19 protein-coding genes are annotated in these 17621 nt (G+C 62.5%); 7 read left to right on the top strand and 12 right to left on the bottom strand.

Annotated elements, in window-relative coordinates:
* Positions 1–122 precede the first annotated feature (122 nt).
* Positions 123–1241, bottom strand: coding sequence for a peptide chain release factor 2 (gene prfB, locus NGB94_RS15095; RefSeq protein ID WP_325791511.1), 1119 nt, complete (start codon positions 1239–1241; stop codon positions 123–125).
* Positions 1242–1396: 155 nt separating this feature from the next.
* On the opposite strand from prfB, the gene NGB94_RS15090 reads away from it, so the two are divergent.
* The gene (locus tag NGB94_RS15090) at positions 1397–1693 is read left to right on the top strand and encodes a hypothetical protein (RefSeq protein ID WP_325791509.1); all 297 of its coding nucleotides are present in this window, start codon (positions 1397–1399) and stop codon (positions 1691–1693) included.
* A 29-nt stretch (positions 1694–1722) separates the two neighbouring features.
* On the opposite strand, the gene NGB94_RS15085 is transcribed toward NGB94_RS15090, so the two are convergent.
* From NGB94_RS15085 to NGB94_RS15055, 7 genes are all read right to left on the bottom strand, one after another.
* Positions 1723–2142: a pilus assembly protein TadG-related protein gene (locus NGB94_RS15085; RefSeq protein ID WP_325791508.1), complete on the bottom strand. Its 420-nt coding sequence runs from the start codon at positions 2140–2142 to the stop codon at positions 1723–1725.
* Positions 2143–2183: 41 nt separating this feature from the next.
* Positions 2184–2594, bottom strand: a complete 411-nt coding sequence (locus NGB94_RS15080) for a hypothetical protein (RefSeq protein ID WP_325791507.1) — start codon at positions 2592–2594, stop codon at positions 2184–2186.
* A gap of 28 nt (positions 2595–2622) precedes the next feature.
* The gene (locus NGB94_RS15075; protein ID WP_325791506.1) at positions 2623–3030 is read right to left on the bottom strand and encodes a TadE family protein; all 408 of its coding nucleotides are present in this window, start codon (positions 3028–3030) and stop codon (positions 2623–2625) included.
* Between the two features lie 10 nt (positions 3031–3040).
* Positions 3041–3271: a hypothetical protein gene (locus NGB94_RS15070; RefSeq protein WP_325791505.1), complete on the bottom strand. Its 231-nt coding sequence runs from the start codon at positions 3269–3271 to the stop codon at positions 3041–3043.
* An 88-nt stretch (positions 3272–3359) separates the two neighbouring features.
* Positions 3360–4070, bottom strand: a complete 711-nt coding sequence (locus NGB94_RS15065) for a type II secretion system F family protein (RefSeq protein WP_325791504.1) — start codon at positions 4068–4070, stop codon at positions 3360–3362.
* Positions 4071–4291: 221 nt separating this feature from the next.
* Entirely contained in the window at positions 4292–5146 is an 855-nt protein-coding gene (locus NGB94_RS15060) for a type II secretion system F family protein (protein ID WP_325791503.1), read from the bottom strand.
* On the bottom strand, positions 5143–6369 hold the full coding sequence (locus NGB94_RS15055) for a CpaF family protein (RefSeq protein ID WP_325791501.1): 1227 nt from the start codon (positions 6367–6369) through the stop codon (positions 5143–5145). The genes NGB94_RS15060 and NGB94_RS15055 overlap by 4 nt, the downstream gene beginning before the upstream one ends.
* Positions 6370–6905: 536 nt before the next feature.
* Between NGB94_RS15055 and NGB94_RS15050 the strand changes: the two genes are divergently transcribed.
* Positions 6906–9101, top strand: a complete 2196-nt coding sequence (locus NGB94_RS15050; RefSeq protein WP_325791500.1) for a GH25 family lysozyme — start codon at positions 6906–6908, stop codon at positions 9099–9101.
* A 92-nt stretch (positions 9102–9193) separates the two neighbouring features.
* Here the strand turns inward: NGB94_RS15050 and rfbA are convergent, their stop codons facing one another.
* Positions 9194–10060: a glucose-1-phosphate thymidylyltransferase RfbA gene (gene rfbA / locus NGB94_RS15045; RefSeq protein ID WP_325791498.1), complete on the bottom strand. Its 867-nt coding sequence runs from the start codon at positions 10058–10060 to the stop codon at positions 9194–9196.
* Positions 10061–10115: 55 nt separating this feature from the next.
* On the opposite strand from rfbA, the gene rfbB reads away from it, so the two are divergent.
* The 4 genes from rfbB to NGB94_RS15025 are packed head-to-tail and all read left to right on the top strand — an operon-like array spanning position 10116 to position 13646.
* On the top strand, positions 10116–11114 hold the full coding sequence (gene rfbB / locus NGB94_RS15040) for a dTDP-glucose 4,6-dehydratase (RefSeq protein ID WP_325791497.1): 999 nt from the start codon (positions 10116–10118) through the stop codon (positions 11112–11114).
* 5 nt (positions 11115–11119) lie between these two features.
* On the top strand, positions 11120–12568 hold the full coding sequence (locus tag NGB94_RS15035) for a bifunctional dTDP-4-dehydrorhamnose 3,5-epimerase family protein/NAD(P)-dependent oxidoreductase (protein ID WP_325791496.1): 1449 nt from the start codon (positions 11120–11122) through the stop codon (positions 12566–12568).
* 4 nt (positions 12569–12572) lie between these two features.
* The gene (locus tag NGB94_RS15030) at positions 12573–13238 is read left to right on the top strand and encodes a glycosyltransferase family 2 protein (protein WP_325791495.1); all 666 of its coding nucleotides are present in this window, start codon (positions 12573–12575) and stop codon (positions 13236–13238) included.
* A gap of 6 nt (positions 13239–13244) precedes the next feature.
* Positions 13245–13646, top strand: coding sequence for a DUF2304 domain-containing protein (locus NGB94_RS15025; RefSeq protein WP_325791494.1), 402 nt, complete (start codon positions 13245–13247; stop codon positions 13644–13646).
* A 106-nt stretch (positions 13647–13752) separates the two neighbouring features.
* On the opposite strand, the gene NGB94_RS15020 is transcribed toward NGB94_RS15025, so the two are convergent.
* Entirely contained in the window at positions 13753–14637 is an 885-nt protein-coding gene (locus tag NGB94_RS15020) for a glycosyltransferase family 2 protein (RefSeq protein ID WP_325791493.1), read from the bottom strand.
* A gap of 179 nt (positions 14638–14816) precedes the next feature.
* Between NGB94_RS15020 and NGB94_RS15015 the strand changes: the two genes are divergently transcribed.
* A complete protein-coding gene (locus NGB94_RS15015; protein WP_325791492.1) occupies positions 14817–15584 on the top strand; it encodes a glycosyltransferase in 768 nt (255 codons plus the stop codon).
* A 9-nt stretch (positions 15585–15593) separates the two neighbouring features.
* Here the strand turns inward: NGB94_RS15015 and NGB94_RS15010 are convergent, their stop codons facing one another.
* Positions 15594–16529, bottom strand: a complete 936-nt coding sequence (locus NGB94_RS15010) for a glycosyltransferase (protein WP_325791491.1) — start codon at positions 16527–16529, stop codon at positions 15594–15596.
* An 84-nt stretch (positions 16530–16613) separates the two neighbouring features.
* On the bottom strand, positions 16614–17519 hold the full coding sequence (locus tag NGB94_RS15005) for a glycosyltransferase family 2 protein (protein WP_325791490.1): 906 nt from the start codon (positions 17517–17519) through the stop codon (positions 16614–16616).
* Positions 17520–17621: the final 102 nt, after the last annotated feature.

Raw genomic sequence — 17621 nt, 5'->3', positions numbered from 1 at the left:
GGAGCCAGACGGGCATTACCGTGGGACATGAAGACCTCTTGGGTTCGGCTGTGTGTGGTAACCACCAAACCTAAGAGGTCTTCACCCTATTCACGTGTAACCAACGTGGTGTCTCAGTACAACTAGTTGCGGGCGGAAACGCTGCCGTTCGCGCGCCAGCGGATTCCGGCGTCGATAAAGTCGTCGATTTCACCGTCGAAGACTGCGGACGTGTTGCCCACTTCGTGCTCCGTCCGCAGGTCCTTGACCATCTGGTACGGGTTGAGCACGTAGGAGCGCATCTGGTCGCCCCAGGAAGCCTTTACGTCTCCGGCGAAGGCCTTTTTCTCTGCGTCTTCCTGTTCCTTCTTCAGCAGCAGGAGCCGGGACTGCAGCACGCGCATGGCTGCGGCACGGTTCTGCAGCTGGGACTTCTCGTTCTGCATTGAAACCACGGTGCCCGTGGGAATGTGGGTCAGCCGGACCGCGGAGTCCGTGGTGTTCACGGACTGCCCGCCCGGGCCTGAGGAGCGGAAGACATCCACGCGGATCTCGTTGTCCGGAATGTCGATGTGGTCCGTGGCCTCAATCAGGGGAATAACCTCGACGGCGGCAAAGGAGGTCTGGCGCCGGCCCTGGTTGTCGAACGGGCTGATGCGCACAAGCCGGTGGGTTCCGGCTTCCACCACCAGGGTGCCGAACGCGTAAGGAGCCTTGACTTCGAATGTGGCGGATTTCAGCCCGGCTTCTTCGGCGTAGGAGGTATCGAGAACCTGGGTGGGGTAGCCATGCCGTTCGGCCCAGCGCAGGTACATGCGCAGGAGCATGTCGGCGAAGTCGGCAGCGTCCACGCCGCCGGCGCCGGCGCGGATGGTCACCACGGCCTCGCGCTCGTCGTATTCACCGGAGAGCAGGGTCACAACCTCAAGCTCGGAGAGCGCCTTGCGCAGCGACTCAAGTTCGGTGACGGCCTCCGCCTTGCTGTCGGCGTCGGATTCATCCTGGGCGAGTTCGACAAGGACTTCGAGGTCATCGATGCGCGCTTCGAGCTTCTGCAGCCGTTCCAGGGCGCTCTGCTTGTGCGAGAGCTTGGACGTGATCTTCTGCGCAGCATCCGGGTCATCCCAGAGGTTGGGCTCCCCGGCCATCTCGCTGAGTTCAGCGATGTCTTCCTTCATCGCGGCGACGTCTGACACGTCCTCAATGGAGGCAAACGTGGAGCGGAGGGCGCGGATTTCTGCGGGAAAATCAATTTCAGCCATGGTGATTACAGACTACGCCATGCCCCGGTTCCACAGCCCGGAACTGGTTCTTGGGTGACACAGCGGATCGGTGACGCACCGAAGGATGACCCCAGCGGTGTCAGCCCCCGGGAGTACATTGGTGCTGTCCGATCCGGAAAGGAGCTTCGAATTCAATGAACGCTTCCCCCTCCCCCATCCGCCATCCTGAGCGCGGACACAGCTACAGCCGCGAGGAGCTGGAGGAACTGGCCGAGCAGGGTGATCCCTGGGCGCTCGGGAAACTGGACGACTGGGACCAGTATGACGCCGCCGACTACACGGGATCGCTCCGGGACCGCTGCCCAGATCCGGACTGCGACCTCTACGGTGAGCGCGTCACCCTCTGCTATGCCGACGACGGCACACTGCTGGAGGTCGACCACGGCGGCTGGGGGCACTACCCGCCCCGGGAGCAGGCGAAGGCTTCCTAGCAGCGTCTGTTCTGGGCGGTTATGCTCGTTCAGCGCGTCAGCCGGGCCCGGGCGTCGCTTTCAGCGCTGATCCTTATGCCGTCAGGAACCAGGAAGTTCACAATCGGCGGGTGTACGACGCCGGAAAGCACCACCCGGGCGGTACGCCCGTCCGGGGTGCCGGTCTCCGGATCGATCTGCAGGGAACTGATCCTTTCGCCCGCACGGCTGTCTGCCAGGTACTGCTGCACGGCCCCGGTCACGGCTGCCGAATTGAGCACCGCCGCAGGCGCAGTGCCGGAACTGGAACCCTGGACCTGCGAAAGCGAGAAGGTGTCGGCGGCTGCGAGCGCGGCCCCGTCTGCTGCTGACAGGAGTTTCTTGTGGCCCAGATACACCGACGAGGCTCCGGCTACGACGGTGATCACCAGCAGGGCGAGCAGAACGTAGCCGATGATCAGTACCCCCATCTGCCCATCCTCCTGGTCTTTGGCCGTCGTTCGCTGCGGGGTCATCCGAACCTCTCGACAGTCTGCATAGAGGTTGAGTCGACTCGTACGGGAGTCAGCTCCATACCCGGAATTGAACCGAGGACCGGCAGGGGGACATCGAAAGCCACAGTGACCGTGACGGTCGAACCCGGGGTGAGGCATGCCGGGGAGCAGGCAACATCCAGATCCATTCCCGATGGATCGAGCCCAAAGTCCGTGACCGCGAGTTCGGCTGCGGCTCTGGCCTTGGCTTCCGCATTAGCTGACCCTGCAGCCGCATAGACCTTGGCGGCATGGTCCGCTGCGCCTACTACGGCATATGCCGCTCCCTGGACCTGTGCGACCGCAACAATGATGTAAACGAGGGGAACAAGGAGGAGCACGCCGAGGAAGACGAATTCGACGACGGCACTTCCTTCCTCAGCTCTCACTGGGCCAGGGCCTTCCCCCGTCCCGCTATTAGGGCCAATAGGCATGCCCTCTCACCTCGATTCCTCCGGTCGGGCCGATCAGGCCGATCACGGGAAGCGGAGCCCGCACCTGGATTTGGAGCATGGACCCGCCGTCCCCGCCAACGCGTGAGTAGGTCACGTCCTGGGCAAAACCGGATGACAGGGTTCCCGAGATGAGTTCACGGGCGCGTTCCACGCCGTCTTCGGGGCTGCGGTCCGCGAGGGTTCCGTAGCGTGCTCCCGAGGCAGCTGCGTCTGTCAGGGTGTTGCGCACATGCAGGATCAAGGCAAGCTGGACCACCGCCATCACCAGCAGCGTGAGGAGCGCTCCTACGAGGACGAAGTCGACTACGGCGGACCCGTCCTCATGGGCTCCCCCGGCCGCAGGATTTCGTCCGCGGAGGCGACGCTGCATCCGAGGTGCCCTACTGCCGGACCCGGGCAATAGCTGAATCGAAGAGAGACTTCAGGGCTGGCTCCGCGACCGCAAGAATTGCGGCGACCAGCACGGCGGACATCAATGTGATCATGACCCACCCTGGAACGTCCCCGCGATCCCGCTCAGACTCTTCCGGCGCGAGCGCGGCTGTCAGACGGGTCAGCACCAGCGTGGAAAAGAGCAGGGGAAGGGAGCGGATGGCTGAACGTTTATTCATTGGTGCCCTCTCAGTCTTGTTGCGGGTTTCGGTTTTCGGGAGTTGGGGCTCGCGGGCCGCGTGGGGCCCGGAGGTACGGCTGAAGCAGTCATAGGCCGATCCTGAGCAGTGACAGGCCAGGAAAAACAGCAAACAAAACTGTCAGCGGCAGGACGCCGAAGACCAGCGGCATCATCATGGCGATTTCCTTTTTGCCCGCCTGCTCCATGAGTTCCCGTTTAGCCAGGTCCCGGACGTCCTGAGCCTGTGCGCGCATCACGTCGGCCAGCGGCGTGCCTCGTTCAATAGCGACCGAGACACCGTCCACGAACCTGGATAATGGGGCCAGCTGGGTCCTTCTGGACAGGTCGGCAAGTGCCGTGAGCAGGGGAATCCCGGAGCGTGTCTCGGCCACCACACGCTCGAACTCCCCCGCCAGCTCCCCCCGTGCCGTCCTGCTGATCCGTTCGAATGCACCTCCGGCGCTTTCGCCCGCACCTACGGCCAAGGCCATCATTTCTGCCAGACTGGGAAACTCCGCCAGCATGAGAGCTTCGCGCCGGCTGACCTCGCGTGTGAGCAGGTAATCACGCAGCAGATATCCAAGCAGTCCGCCGGCAAGGCTCAGGACCGCAATCGCCGGCACCGGAATGCTGCCCCTTACCGAGAGCCACACCGCGAATGTCCCTCCGGCCAGCAGCCCACCGCCGGCATAGAGCAGCTGTTCAGAGCGGAATTCAAGCACGGTGGTCCGGCGGCCTGCCCGCTCGAGACGCTTGTACAGAGCCGACGCCGCTGGACTGATCCGGTTCAGTTTCACGACGGCATTGCGGAGCAGTGGCCGGAAGATCCGTTCCAGAGGGCCGAATGGAGTCACATCGGCTGGAGAAAGCAGCCGGGAACCCTGCACGCTGGAACGAAGCTGAGGTGCGATCCGGTCCGCGAACGTGGTCGGCCGTAAGAAAGGCAGCCGTACGATGGTCAGCCACAGACCCAGCCCAAGTCCTGCACCGGACAGCAGGACTGCCGGCCAGCCGGCGTTCACCGCAGCACCCGTGCATCTGCCGGCAGGGCTCCAATTCGGAGCATTAGACGGTAACAGCCCACGGAGATAACCATTCCGGCGGCAAGCACGGCCGCTCCAGCTGCCGTATTGTAAGCTGCCACCGCTTCCGGGCGGGTGGCCATCAGCAGGACGACTCCCCACGGGGCTGCGACGGCCAGCCGAGCGGCGTTGACCGTCCACGACTGTCGCGCCAAGAGCTCGCTGCGCGTCCGTGCGTTCTCCCGCAGGAACTCGGCCAGGGTTCCCAGGAGCCTGCCGAGGTCTGATCCGCCCACTTGCCGTGTAATTCTGAGGGCTTCGACGATCCGGTCCCCTACAGGATCTGCCAGGCGTTCCTTGAGGTTGCTGAGGGCCTCGTCGAACTGGCCACCGGCTCGGTAGTCCGCTCCGAATTCCCTAAAGGGGGCCCGCAGTTCCTCGGGTCCGTTCTCACCCAGCTGGATCAGTGCCTCAGGAAGTGACAGCCCTGCCCGTATGGCCGAACGCAGATGATCCACTGCGTCCGGCCACAGTTCCATGAGGGAAGCGCTGCGTTTCTGTGCCTGCCATCGCACGGCAGTCACGGGCACGGCACTCCCAAACAGTCCCAGGCAGACGCCGATGGGAAGCGAGCCGGTCAGCATCCAGGCGACCAGCAGCACGAGCAGTCCCAGAAGAGCACTGCTGGCGACCAAAGCTGACGGCGTAACCCTGCTTATCCCGGAAGCAACAAGCAACTGTTCAAGCTTTCCGGCACGCTTGGGTTTGCCGGGACGCTCCGGCAGTTCCCAGCACGACCACCAGACCAGGTACAGTCCGAAGCCGAGAGCCAGTCCCAGTGCCGCACTCATGCCGCCGGCTCCAGCAGTTCCGCGAGATTCATTCCGGCGCGTGCGAATTTGTCCGGTGACGGAAGTGAAGTGGGCGAGGCCACCAGCCGCCCGTTCTCTCTCTGGAACACGAGCGACGATTCAATGATCCCGTTTTCAACCCTTCGGCCGAGGGCCAGCACCTCCGCAACCTCGCGTTTTCCTGCCGGCGTCCGGACGCAGTGGACCACCAGGTCAATGCACGATGCGACTGTCGGAACAACGAAGGCGCTTGAAATGTTGGCCCCCGCCAGGAGCGGCAGCGTCGAGATCTTTGTGACGGCGTCGTGCGCACTGTTCGCGTGGACCGTACACATTCCCGGCAAGCCGGAATTCAAGGCTATGAGCATGTCCAGGCTCTCGGCCTCCCGCACCTCGCCAACGATCAGGCGGTCGGGCCGCATGCGCAGGGCTTCCTTCACCAGGCGCCTCATGGGGATTTCGCCCGAGCCTTCGAGGTTGGCCTGCCTGCACTGCAGACCAACGACGTCGCGCAGCGGAAGCTGGAGTTCGAAGATCTCTTCCACCGTGACGACACGTTCACGGGCTCCAATGGAGGCTGCCAGGCAGTTCAGCAGCGTCGTTTTCCCGGCCTGGGTGGCGCCGGAGACCAGGATGTTCAGGCCGCCGGCTACCGCGGCGGACAGAAATCTGGCTGCCTGGGGTGTCAGCGTTCCCAGTTCCACAAGGTGTTCCAACCGGCTCGCCCGGACGATGAACTTTCTGATGTTCACTGCCCAGTGGCGCCGGGTCACGTCTGGAATGACGACGTGAAGCCGCGACCCGTCCGGTAGGGCAGCATCCACAAACGGCGAGGAGAGGTCCAGTCGCCTTCCCGAGGACTTCAGCATCCGTTCCACCAGATCCCGGATCTGTTCCGAGGTGAGGCTGAGCGCTGTCAGCTCGGACCGGCCGTCCCGCGCTGCGTAGACCTCGCCGGGAGAGTTGATCCAGATCTCTTCGACTGTTTGGTCATCAAGGAGCGGCTGAAGTGCTCCGTAGCCTGCTACGGCGTCGAAGACCTGTTTGGTTGCCCGTTCAAGGTGGCCGAGCGCCGGCAGCGAGCCCAGCAGGGAGCGGTCGTCGTAGTCGTGGACCGCGGCTTCGACCAGACGCCGTACTTCGCCGGCCTGGCGTGCCGGGTCCAGGCCACGGACACGGATGAGCTCGCGCACCTCATCCTCGACAATACGCACCGCGTCCATTGTGCTCCCCCGGGTCATCCGCACGGCATTTCTGCCGTCTCAAAGAGACAGAACCTGCAGGCCAGTCCGGCCATGCGGGCGAGAATAGGTGATTTCCCCGCTGCTGACGAGAGTGAAGGATGCCTCGTGTGGAAAACTTTCGGGCGAGGCGGCGTCGCATGCCGTGGAGGTAGGAGCATCCAGCGGCCGCAGCAGCCCCTGGGACGGGGCTCACCCCGAGGGAACCGCACATGCAATGTGCTAGTTCGGGGACGAACTTTAGCCTCACTCATCACATTTGCAACATTGGCTCCGATAGTCTGGGCAGACATCCCAGCGCCGCACAGGCGCGTATTTTTCGTCTTGGAGATCCAGTGACACCATCAAAGCCCCGTTCCGTTCTGGCCCTGGGCATAGCCCTGGCGCTCTTGTTCACGGGAGCTCCGGCTAGCGCTGCGGTCGGTCACACCGTTCTGCCTCCGGCACCTGCACCTGCACCTCCGAGCGTTTCTCCGCAGCCTGAGGATGGAACCGGTATTGAAGGCACTGTTCCACCTATGCCGCTGGACGTGATTGTTTCGCCGCCCACCGGTCCAACAGCCGAGGAATCCGTTCCGGCGCCGCAAAGCGATGAGCCAGCTGTCGAGCAGCCGGAGAAGCCAGGCGCCATGGAAGTCAAGGACATCATTGGACCCCTGGGAGCCCGGATGGGGCAGGGACTTGAGCGGCTGGAAACCACGGGCGATCCGCAGGTACCCACCGAAGATGAAGTCCGGGAACGGCAGCAGGCCGAGGCGGATCCTGAAGTTCCGCTGAATGTGCCTGACCTGGGCACTCCGGCGAAGGTGGCGGAAGGCTCCTCCTTCGCTGGCGGCTCAGAGTCAGCGGACAGTGCCGTATTCAGCGCGTCGAGCAGGATAAACGGCGTTACCGCCTCGGTTACCCTCGCAGCGACCTGGATGCCTGCCGGGATCCAAGGGCTGGACGTTAGCAGTCATCAGGGCAACGTCGACTGGTCCCGGGCATGGAGCCAGGGCGGCAGGTTCGCCTACGTCAAAGCCACCGAAGGAACGTATTACAAGAACCCGTACTACGGACAGCAGTACAACGGCTCAAAAAACGCCGGAATGATGCGCGGGGCTTACCACTTCGCGATCCCCAGCCCAGGGTCCGCAGCGCAGGAAGCCAACTACTTTGTCAACAACGGCGGCGGCTGGACTGCGGACGGCAGTACCCTGCCTCCCTTGCTGGACATTGAGTACAACCCGTACCAGCAACTTGGCGATACCTGCTATGACATGTCAGCCGGAGAGATGGTGACGTGGATCAAGATTTTCTCCGACACCGTCAAGGCCCGTACAGGACGGGTTCCGATGATCTACACAACCACCGATTGGTGGCGCACCTGCACGGGCAACTCGTCTGCCTTTGGCAACCACCCGCTTCACCTGGCCAGGTACAGCACCGCTGGTCCCGGAGCGATGCCGGCCGGCTGGAGCACTTACACGGTATGGCAATACAGCAGCACGGGACCCTTTGTCGGCGACTCGAACGTCTTCAACGGATCCGCCGCAGCACTGAACGCCTTCGCCCGAAACATCCTTGTCCCGGCGGCTGCGGCTGCGATCGACACCAAGGCAAAGGCCAACCCCGGGCTGGGTGCCCAAACATCCAACATAACGTGCGGCATCAGAGACGGCGGGTGTTACCAGAACTTCCAGAGGGGAGCCATTCTCTGGTCCGGCGCCACGGGCGCACAGGTAAGCCCTAACGGCGCCATACGCAATGCCTACCAGCGGAGCGGCTTCGAGTCAGGCGGCTTGGGGTACCCCACCGGTGACCAGGTATGCGGCATCAAGGACAACGGCTGTTACCAGAACTTCCAGGGCGGAGCCATTCTATGGTCAGCCGTGACAGGCGCCCGACTCAGCCCCCAGGGTGCGATTAGGGAAGCTTACAAGAAGCAGGGGTTCGAAGCTGGGACGCTGGGATACCCGACCAGCGACCAGGTCTGCGGACTCAAGGACAACGGCTGCTACCAGAACTTCCAGGGGGGAGCCATTCTATGGTCAGCCGCAACAGGCGCCCAGGTGAGTCCCTCAGGACCGATACGCGCGGCCTACCAAAAACATAGGTTCGAAAACGGCGGACTCGGCTTCCCTACCAGCGATCAGGTCTGCGGAATCAAGGATAGCGGGTGCTACCAGAACTTCCAGGGCGGAGCCATCACCTGGACCAAAACGACCGGTGCCCACGCGACGGGCGGTGAAATCCGTCGGCAGTGGCAATCAGCCGGTTTCGAAACCGGAGTCCTCGGTTACCCCACCGGAGACGAAGTATGCGGCATCAAGGACAACGGCTGCTACCAGAACTTCCAGGGCGGAGCCATCCTCTGGTCAGCCCCAACAGGCGCCCAGGTGAGTCCCTCAGGACCGATCCGCGCGGCGTACCAAAAACACGGGTTCGAAAACGGCGGACTCGGCTTCCCTATCAGCGGCCAGATCTGCGGAATCAGGGACAACGGCTGCTACCAGAACTTCCAGGGCGGAGCCATCACATGGACTAAATCTGTCGGAGCGCACCCCACCGGAGGGGAAATCCGCAGGAAATGGCAGTCCACCGGCTTTGAAAAAGGAGTCCTAGGCTATCCCATCATAGATGAAACCTGCACAGTGGGACGGTGCACTCAGGCCTACCAAGGCGGCCGGATCGACTGGACCCCCAGCCGCGGCGCCGTTGTCGTGCGAAACTGAGCCCTCCGCCCCACGGCGTCGGTAACGCCGTCGACAACGAAAGCCGGCCAGGAAGTTCCTGGCCGGCTTTCGTTTGTCTTAGCTGAGTCCTGCTACTTATTCCTCAGCAGCTCAAGGAGGTATTGGCCGTAGCCGCTCTTGACCAGCGGTTCGGCCCGCTGGCGCAGCTCGTCGTCGGAGATGTTTCCCAGACGCCAGGAGATCTCCTCGGGGCAGCCGATGGACAGGCCCTGGCGTTTCTGCACGGTCCGGATGAACTCGGATGCCTCGTTGAGCGAATCGAACGTACCGGTGTCCAGCCAGGCTGTGCCGCGCGGCAGGATTTCGACCTGCAGCTTCCCCTTCTCCAGGTAGATTCGATTCACGTCCGTGATTTCCAGCTCGCCGCGCGGCGATGGTTCCAGGCTCCGGGCGATCTCCACAACGTCATTGTCGTAGAAATACAGCCCGGGGACCGCGTAGTGGCTCTTCGGACTCGTGGGCTTTTCCTCCAGGGAAATGGCGCGTCCAGACTCGTCGAATTCCACCACACCGTAGGCGCTCGGATCGGCTACCCAATAGCCAAACACCGCCCCACCGTCGATGTCCGCAAAGCGGCGCAGCTGCGTCCCCATGCCCTGGCCGTAGAAGATGTTGTCTCCCAACACCAAAGCCACCGGCCCGTTGCCGATATGCTCTGCGCCAAGAACAAAAGCCTGGGCTAGGCCGTCCGGGGAGGGCTGCTGCTTGTAGGTGATGCTGACGCCGAAGCGGCTTCCGTCGCCTAGCAGACGCTCAAACTGGTCTGCATCATGGGGGGTAGTAATAATCAGGATGTCTGTGATCCCGGCAAGGATAAGGGTGGACAGGGGGTAGTAGATCATCGGTTTGTCATAGACCGGCACCAGTTGCTTGCTGACTCCCAGAGTGATGGGGTGAAGTCTGGACCCGGTGCCGCCTGCCAATATGATTCCGCGCATGCCCTCATCATCCCGGCTCGGTCGAGGCACGGCAAATCCGGTAGTGTTTGTCTACATGCATAAACTCCTGGTGACCGGCGGCGCCGGCTTTATCGGCTCAAACTTCGTGCACTATGCACTGGCGAACACCGACTATGTCGTAACGGTGCTCGACAAGCTGACCTATGCCGGCAATCTTTCGTCCCTGAAGGGGCTGCCCGAAGACCGTTTCACCTTCGTCCAGGGAGACATCTGCGACGCCGAACTGGTGGACCGCCTGGTGCAGGAGACCGACGTCGTAGTCCACTACGCGGCGGAGTCCCACAACGACAACTCCCTCCACGATCCGCGGCCGTTCCTGGACACCAACATCATTGGCACCTACACGCTGATCGAGGCTGCGCGGAAGCACGGCAAGCGCTTCCACCACATTTCCACGGACGAGGTCTACGGCGACCTTGAACTCGATGACCCTGAGCGGTTCACCGAATCCACCCCGTACAACCCCTCCAGCCCGTACTCCTCCACGAAGGCCGGCTCGGACCTGCTGGTGCGTGCGTGGGTGCGTTCCTTCGGCCTTCAGGCAACCATCAGCAACTGCTCCAACAACTACGGCCCGTACCAGCATGTGGAGAAGTTCATTCCGCGGCAGATCACCAACGTGATCGACGGCATCCGTCCCAAGCTCTACGGCGCCGGTGAGAACGTCCGTGACTGGATCCACGCCAATGACCATTCCTCCGCGGTCCTCACCATCATCGAGAAGGGCGAGATCGGGCAGACCTACCTGATCGGCGCTGACGGGGAGAAGAACAACAAGGAAGTCGTTGAACTGATCCTCAAGCACATGGGCCAGCCTGCTGACGCCTACGACCAGGTCATCGACCGGCCAGGCCACGACCTGCGCTATGCCATCGACTCCACGCGGCTGCGCACCGAGCTGGGCTGGGAACCGAAGTTCTCCAACTTCGACGCCGGCATCGAAGACACCATCGACTGGTACCGCGAGAACGAAGCCTGGTGGCGGCCGCAGAAGGCCGAAACCGAAGCCAAGTACAAGGTCCAGGGCCAGTAACCGCGATGGTTGAATTCTCCAAGGCGCTCACTGCCCGCGAAACTCCCATTCCCGGCGTCGTTCTCTACGACCTTCCGGTCCACGGCGATAACCGCGGCTGGTTCAAGGAGAACTGGCAGCGGGAGAAGATGCTGGCGCTCGGACTGCCCGACTTCGGCCCAGTCCAGAACAACATCTCCTTCAATGAGAAGGCCGGCACCACCCGCGGCATCCACGCCGAACCGTGGGACAAGTACATCTCCGTGGCCACCGGGCGGATCTTCGGCGCCTGGGTGGACCTGCGCGAAGGCCCGAGTTTCGGGACGGTGTTCACGGCAGAAGTGGACCCGAGCCAGGCGATCTTCATTCCCCGCGGCGTCGGCAATGCCTTCCAGACCTTGGAGGACAACACTGCCTACACCTACCTGGTGAACGACCACTGGAGCGCAGACGCACAGGGGCAGTACACCTTCCTGAACCTCGCTGATGAGACCGCTGCCATCGACTGGCCCATCCCGCTGGAGCAGGCTGAACTGTCCGACAAGGACAAAGCGCACCCCCGTCTGGCGGACGTGGTTCCGATGAAGCCGAAGAAAGTCCTGGTCCTGGGTGCGGAGGGCCAGCTTGGGCGTGCCCTCCGCAAAACGTACGACGGCGATGCCTCCGTTGAGTTTGCCGGGCGCGCGGAGTTCGACCTGACGGATCCGGCTGCCTATGAACGGAACTGGAAGAACTACTCAGCGATCATCAACGCCGCCGCCTACACTGCTGTCGACGCAGCGGAGACCCCCGAAGGCCGGCGTCTGGCCTGGGAAATCAATGTCAGTTCCGTTGCTCGCCTGGCGCGGATTGCGACCTCCAACCGACTGACGCTGGTGCACGTCTCCAGCGACTACGTCTTCGACGGAACCAGGGAAACCCATCCGGAAGACGAGCCTTTCTCGCCCCTGGGGGTCTACGGCCAGACCAAAGCAGCGGGCGACGCGATCGTCGCCACAGTTCCCGCCCACTACATCGTGCGTACGAGCTGGGTCATCGGCGAAGGGAAGAACTTCGTCCGGACCATGGCCTCGCTGGCAGAACGCGGAGTGGAACCCTCCGTGGTGGATGACCAGATTGGCAGGCTCACCTTCACGGAAGACATCGCCGCCGGAATCCTCCATCTGCTCGCTTCCGGCGCGGAGTACGGGGTATACAACCTCACCGGTGATGGCGCACCGGTTTCATGGGCCGACGTCGCCAGGCAGGTTTTTGAACTCACTGGTCAGAGTGCCGCGGCGGTCACCGGGGTCAGCACAGAAGACTACTTCAGCGGCAAGGAAGCCGCGCAGCGGCCGCTGAACAGCGTGCTTCCGCTGCATAAGATCCAGGCAGCCGGGTTCACACCCGCAGACGCCTCCGGTCGGCTGGCTGGTTATCTGGGTGTTCATCCCGTCTCTACGGACGACTCCGTCAAACGCAATATGGGATACTGACACCGTGAGCACCACTTGGATCGTTATCCCCATGTACAACGAAGCGACCGTCGTTGGTTCCGTCATTGAAGACCTTCGCCGGGAGTTCCCTAACGTTGTCTGTGTAGATGACGGCAGCAGCGACGGATCACAGAGAGTTGCCCGCGAAGCCGGAGCAGTCGTGGTCCAGCATCCGATTAATCTCGGGCAGGGCGCTGCCCTGCAGACGGGCATCGAGTTCGCGCTGCAGGATCCTTCGATGACCAGCGTCGTCACCTTCGATGCAGACGGGCAGCACCGGGTCGCTGACGCCGTTGCCATGGTTGCCCGGATCAATTCGGGCGAGGCCGAAGTTGTCCTTGGATCACGGTTCCTGGATAACCGGACCAAAATCACGCGGCGCAAGCGGATTGTCCTGAAGACCGCGGCCATCCAGTCCCGGATGGCCACCGGGATGAACCTCACAGATGCCCATAACGGCCTGCGGGCTATCAACCGTGACGTCGCTGCCAAGCTTCACCTGACTCAGAACCGCATGGCCCATGCTTCCGAACTCGTGAACCAGCTGGCGACCCTCCGTCCTCGGTGGGTAGAGCATCCGGTGGAGATTATCTACACGGACTACTCAAAGGCCAAGGGTCAATCCCTTCTCAACTCAGTGAACATCCTGGCCGAACTCTTCTTTAGGTGACATGAATTGATACTCATCGTTCAGATAGTCCTTGTCGTCGCCGTCATCATGGTCTCCGTAGCCATGATGCGCGGCGGCGTGAACGCCCGGCACCTCGCGCTGCGGCGGATCATGCTGATGATTTTTGCCGTGGCTGCCGCGCTGTCCATTTTCTTCCCCAATGCACTGACCCATGTAGCAGGATTCCTCGGCATCGGCCGCGGAACAGACCTCGTGCTTTACGCCGCGATTGTCTGCTTCTTCGTGTTCATTGCGACCACATACCAGCGCTTCAGGAACATGGAAACTTCTATAACGACCCTCTCGCGGCGCATCGCCCTGGATGAAGCCCAGAAGCCGTGGGCCGAGAGGCAGGATGCCGGCGGGGAAAATCCCGGCGGACAGAACGCTGACGGCCTTCGCCAGTAGGTCCTGCCGCGGGGAAATCCTGCAGCCGACAGAAAAAGGAGCGGACCCGCTTTTGGATCCGCTCCTTTTTCTGTGTCCTGCATCTGTCCCGCGCCCGGGGACGTGCTTACCCGATAACGTGCTTTGCGAGCTTCGGGATGTAACCAAACTTGCCGCTGGCCGTCGACTGGGCAATCAGCGCAGCCGCGTTCAGCCGGGAGGTCAGGTGCAGCTTTGCGGCCCGGGCTGCACGGTTCCAGCCGAGCTGGTCAAACCTTGCGGCTTCGCCTTCAAAGAACCGTCGTTCTTCGTCGAACCGGCGTCCGTCCAGGGCCCGAACAGAGGAATCAGAACCGGAATGGCGGCGGTAGAGGAAAGCCAGTTCCGGGGTCAGCACCATCGAGCCGTCAGCAGCGGCGATATCCAGGAGCAGGGCCAGGTCCTGTACGACGTCGAAGTTGGACCGAAACCCAATCCGCTTCAACATCTCCGACTTCCAAGCGATGGAGGGGAAGTAGTGCCATCCGGCACGCAGCAGGCTGGTGGCCAGGTCCTCGCCGCCGAGCTGCCGACGTTGGGCACCCCGCGGAAGGGCGGCCTTCTTCACCCGGTCAGCCAGCGGCGTCGTTGCGCGGCTAAGTTCGTCGATCACCTGGACGCCGGGCTGAACGGCACTCGCTCGGGGAAACGCTTCAAAGGAGGCCACCACGGCTGTGAGGTAGTTGGGCAGCATAATGTCGTCTGCGCCCATGATGACGGCGATCGGTGCCTCAACCAGCTCCACCGCTTTGCGGTAGTTGCCATTCGCGCCAAGGTTCTTCTCATTGCGCTGGTAGCTCACACGCGGATCCGTGATTTCCGCGAACCAGCGGGCCGGCTCGGGGTCGGGATAACCGTCGTCAATGACAACAAGACGCCAGTCCTGGTGCTGCTGCCCCATCACGCTTCGGGCAGCTTGCTTCATTAGTTCCACGTCCCCGTAATAGGGGAACATCACATCTACGGCAGTCACGGATTGCTTCTTTCACTTCAATTGAGACGGCAGGGCAGCGCCGACGAGCGGCGCCAGATTTTTCGGGCAGCCAGGGGACGGGGAATAACATCAACTATAGGGAGGGCACGCACCGAAGTCGAAACAGCCCAGCCGGTATGCTTGATACGGCACCCCGCTCCCCAGAAAGAATCTGCAGGATGAGTATGAATACCAGCACCCCTCCGTCCCCGGTTCGTGGCCGGGTCAGCGTCTGCATGGCGACCTACAACGGAGCGGCCCATGTGGAGGAGCAGATCGCCTCCATCCTGCCGGAGCTGAAGGACGGAGATGAGCTGGTAATCGTCGATGATGCCTCCACCGATGACACCGCCGAGGTTATCGAGCAGATCGGCGACCAGCGCATCCGGTTGATCCGGTCTGCGGTCAACCGGGGATATGTCAAAACCTTCGAGGCAGCCCTCACGGCCAGCCAGGGCGACTACGTCTTCCTCTCCGATCAGGACGATGTCTGGATTCCTGGCCGGATCGACTCGATGGTGGCGGCGCTGCAGCATGCCGACGTGGTGGCAAGCAACTTTGGATACTTCGGACAGGCCCCCCGCCGGATCGAATCTCTTCGGCTGCGAAGCGCGGACAGTTCCCGCAGGTGGGCGAACCTTCTGACCCTCTGGATTGGAATCCGCCCTTACTACGGGTGCGCCATGGGGTTCCGGAGCTCGGCGAAGGACCTCATCCTCCCGTTCCCGCGGTTCCTCGTCGAAACCCATGACCAGTGGATCGCCCTGGTAGGGAACCTCCGCGGCTCGATGGCACATCTGGAGCCCAACACACTGAACCGCAGGCTTCACGACAACAACACCACCCCGAAGACCGCCCGAAGCCTTGGACGCATACTGCGCGCCAGGTTTATGCTGGCCCGTGCCTTCGTAGTTGCGCTGGCCCGGATAATGCGGCGGAAGGCGTAGAGGACAGCTTTAGTCGGCTTTCCGCTTCCGCGGGGTGACCAGGGCACTAACGCGGGGGCTGATTCGTCCCATTCGCCCGGCCAGTGCATCCCGCACGCCGAATAGAATGGCTGCGATCTGCCGGCCGCGATGCGGACCGTAGACCACGCGAACGCCGTAGAAAACGATTTCCAAGCCGATCCTCCTAAGCACCCATATGGGCTGTTTCAGCAGGTACCGCTTGTACATGACCAGGCCGTTGCGCGTGATGTAATAGACACGGAAGGGTGCGTGAGAGTGCACAAAACGCTTCTGTCCTCCCACCGTGACATGCCATGTTCCGAGCCGCATGGGGCGCGAGTCCCCCACCGAGTGGGCGATGTTGCAACCCGGGGCGATCAGGGCGGCCAGCCCCAGTCCGCGAATTCGTGCCGTGAACTCCGAATCGACACAGTCGATGAACAGATCCTCTTCCAACAGTCCGGCCACCTCGAAGGTCGACGCCGGGATCAGCGTTCCGGACTGCATCGGATCGAACGCCTCGAGGAAGGCTTCACCGGCTTTCTGTACCATGACCGTGCTGCCGTTGTGCGACTCTGCGCACACCATGCCTACAGCTAAGCCCTGGGCCTTGGCCCGTTCCCAGGCGCTCAGCGCTGATGCGACGTAGCCGGAATCGAGTTCTGAATCCTGGTCCAGCGTGAGGAAGAAGTCCGGCGACGATTCGGCAGCATAACGGATGCCTGCGTTGAGTGCCGCAGCGATACCGCTGTTGGTTCCCTGCTCCAGTACAACGGCGCCGGCCTCCGCCAGTCCCGCCAGCACTGACGGGTCTGCCTCCGGGGATCCGTCATCGACGACGACGATGAGTTCAACCTGGTCGGCCAGCCGCTTGACTTTGTCTACCAGATCCAGCGGCGGGTTGTAGGCGGAAATCACCGCGGCGACGCGGTAGGAGTCGGACATGCTGTACACCTTTGGTTGGTACGGTTGCGTGCGGTCGTTCGATGTCGGCTGCGGGCCGGTTGGATCCCAGCGGGCCAGCGGTTGCTAGTCGCCCAGCCGGACGGTCTTGGCAAGCAGCTGGCCGGGCCAAATTGTCCGGGGAGATCGGACCAGTCCCTCATAAAGCCCGCGTCCTGCGGAGCGGAGCCAGAGCCTGCGGTCCTCAGCGGCCAGCCCCTGGCGCAGCGCCAGCACGGCCATGCCGGCAGCCCACCTCACCGGGTTCTGCAGCAGCGTCCTAGGCGCCGGGTCCAGACGGCGACGCCACAGGTTGTTGCGGATGTAGTAGAAAAGGCGCCCGCCCATGTCGGTTTGGTTCTGCTTTTCCGGGTGGCTGATGCGGCTGTCCGGGAGCATCATGCCGAATGTGCTGCTGCTGAGCCTTCGGGTGTATTCGGCGTCGTCGAACCAGATAAAGAAGTCAGCGTAAGGCAGCGGCATCTTTGCTGCGGCCACGAGGTCGATCAGGACACCAACGAAACTGGCACTGTCGACGGCGATTCCCCCCAGCGCATTGGCTGTTAGCTGCTTCTCGGGGGCCGGGGTCAGGTCGGGCAAATGGCCGCTGTTCGGCGAGCCCTCCGGATTGAGAACCAGCGAGGTAACAAACCCGGGCCGGTCCGTCGCGGACTCCATGGCCTTCACCAGGGGTGCCAGGCTGCCGGGAAGCGGTTCGGCGTCATCGTCCATCAGCCAGGCACAGTCGTGGCCTGCGGCGATGGCATGCTCTATCCCCCAGGCGAAACCCCCGGCGCCGCCGAGGTTGGCACCGGTTTCGAAGACTGAAACTTCCGGAAACTCCTCGCGCACCATGGCAACGCTGCCGTCGGTGGACCCATTGTCCACAAGGATAATCTCGTCCGGTTGCCGGTCTTGGGATTGAAGTGCCGAAAGGCATTTGCGGAGCAGGTCCACACGGTTATACGAGACAACAACTGCTGCTACAGACAAAGAGTTCCCATCGACGGAGTGTGCCCCGGCTCCATGCCGAAAGGAACAGGCTGAAGGCGGGCGGCGCTATCTCGATGATATCAACCCGTTCAACTCGCCGGG

It is taken from the genome of Arthrobacter koreensis, assembly GCF_035792275.1.
Lineage (GTDB): Bacteria > Actinomycetota > Actinomycetes > Actinomycetales > Micrococcaceae > Arthrobacter_B > Arthrobacter_B koreensis_A.
The sequence above is the reverse complement of the archived record's forward strand: the minus strand, read 5'-3'. Positions and strand labels throughout refer to the sequence as shown.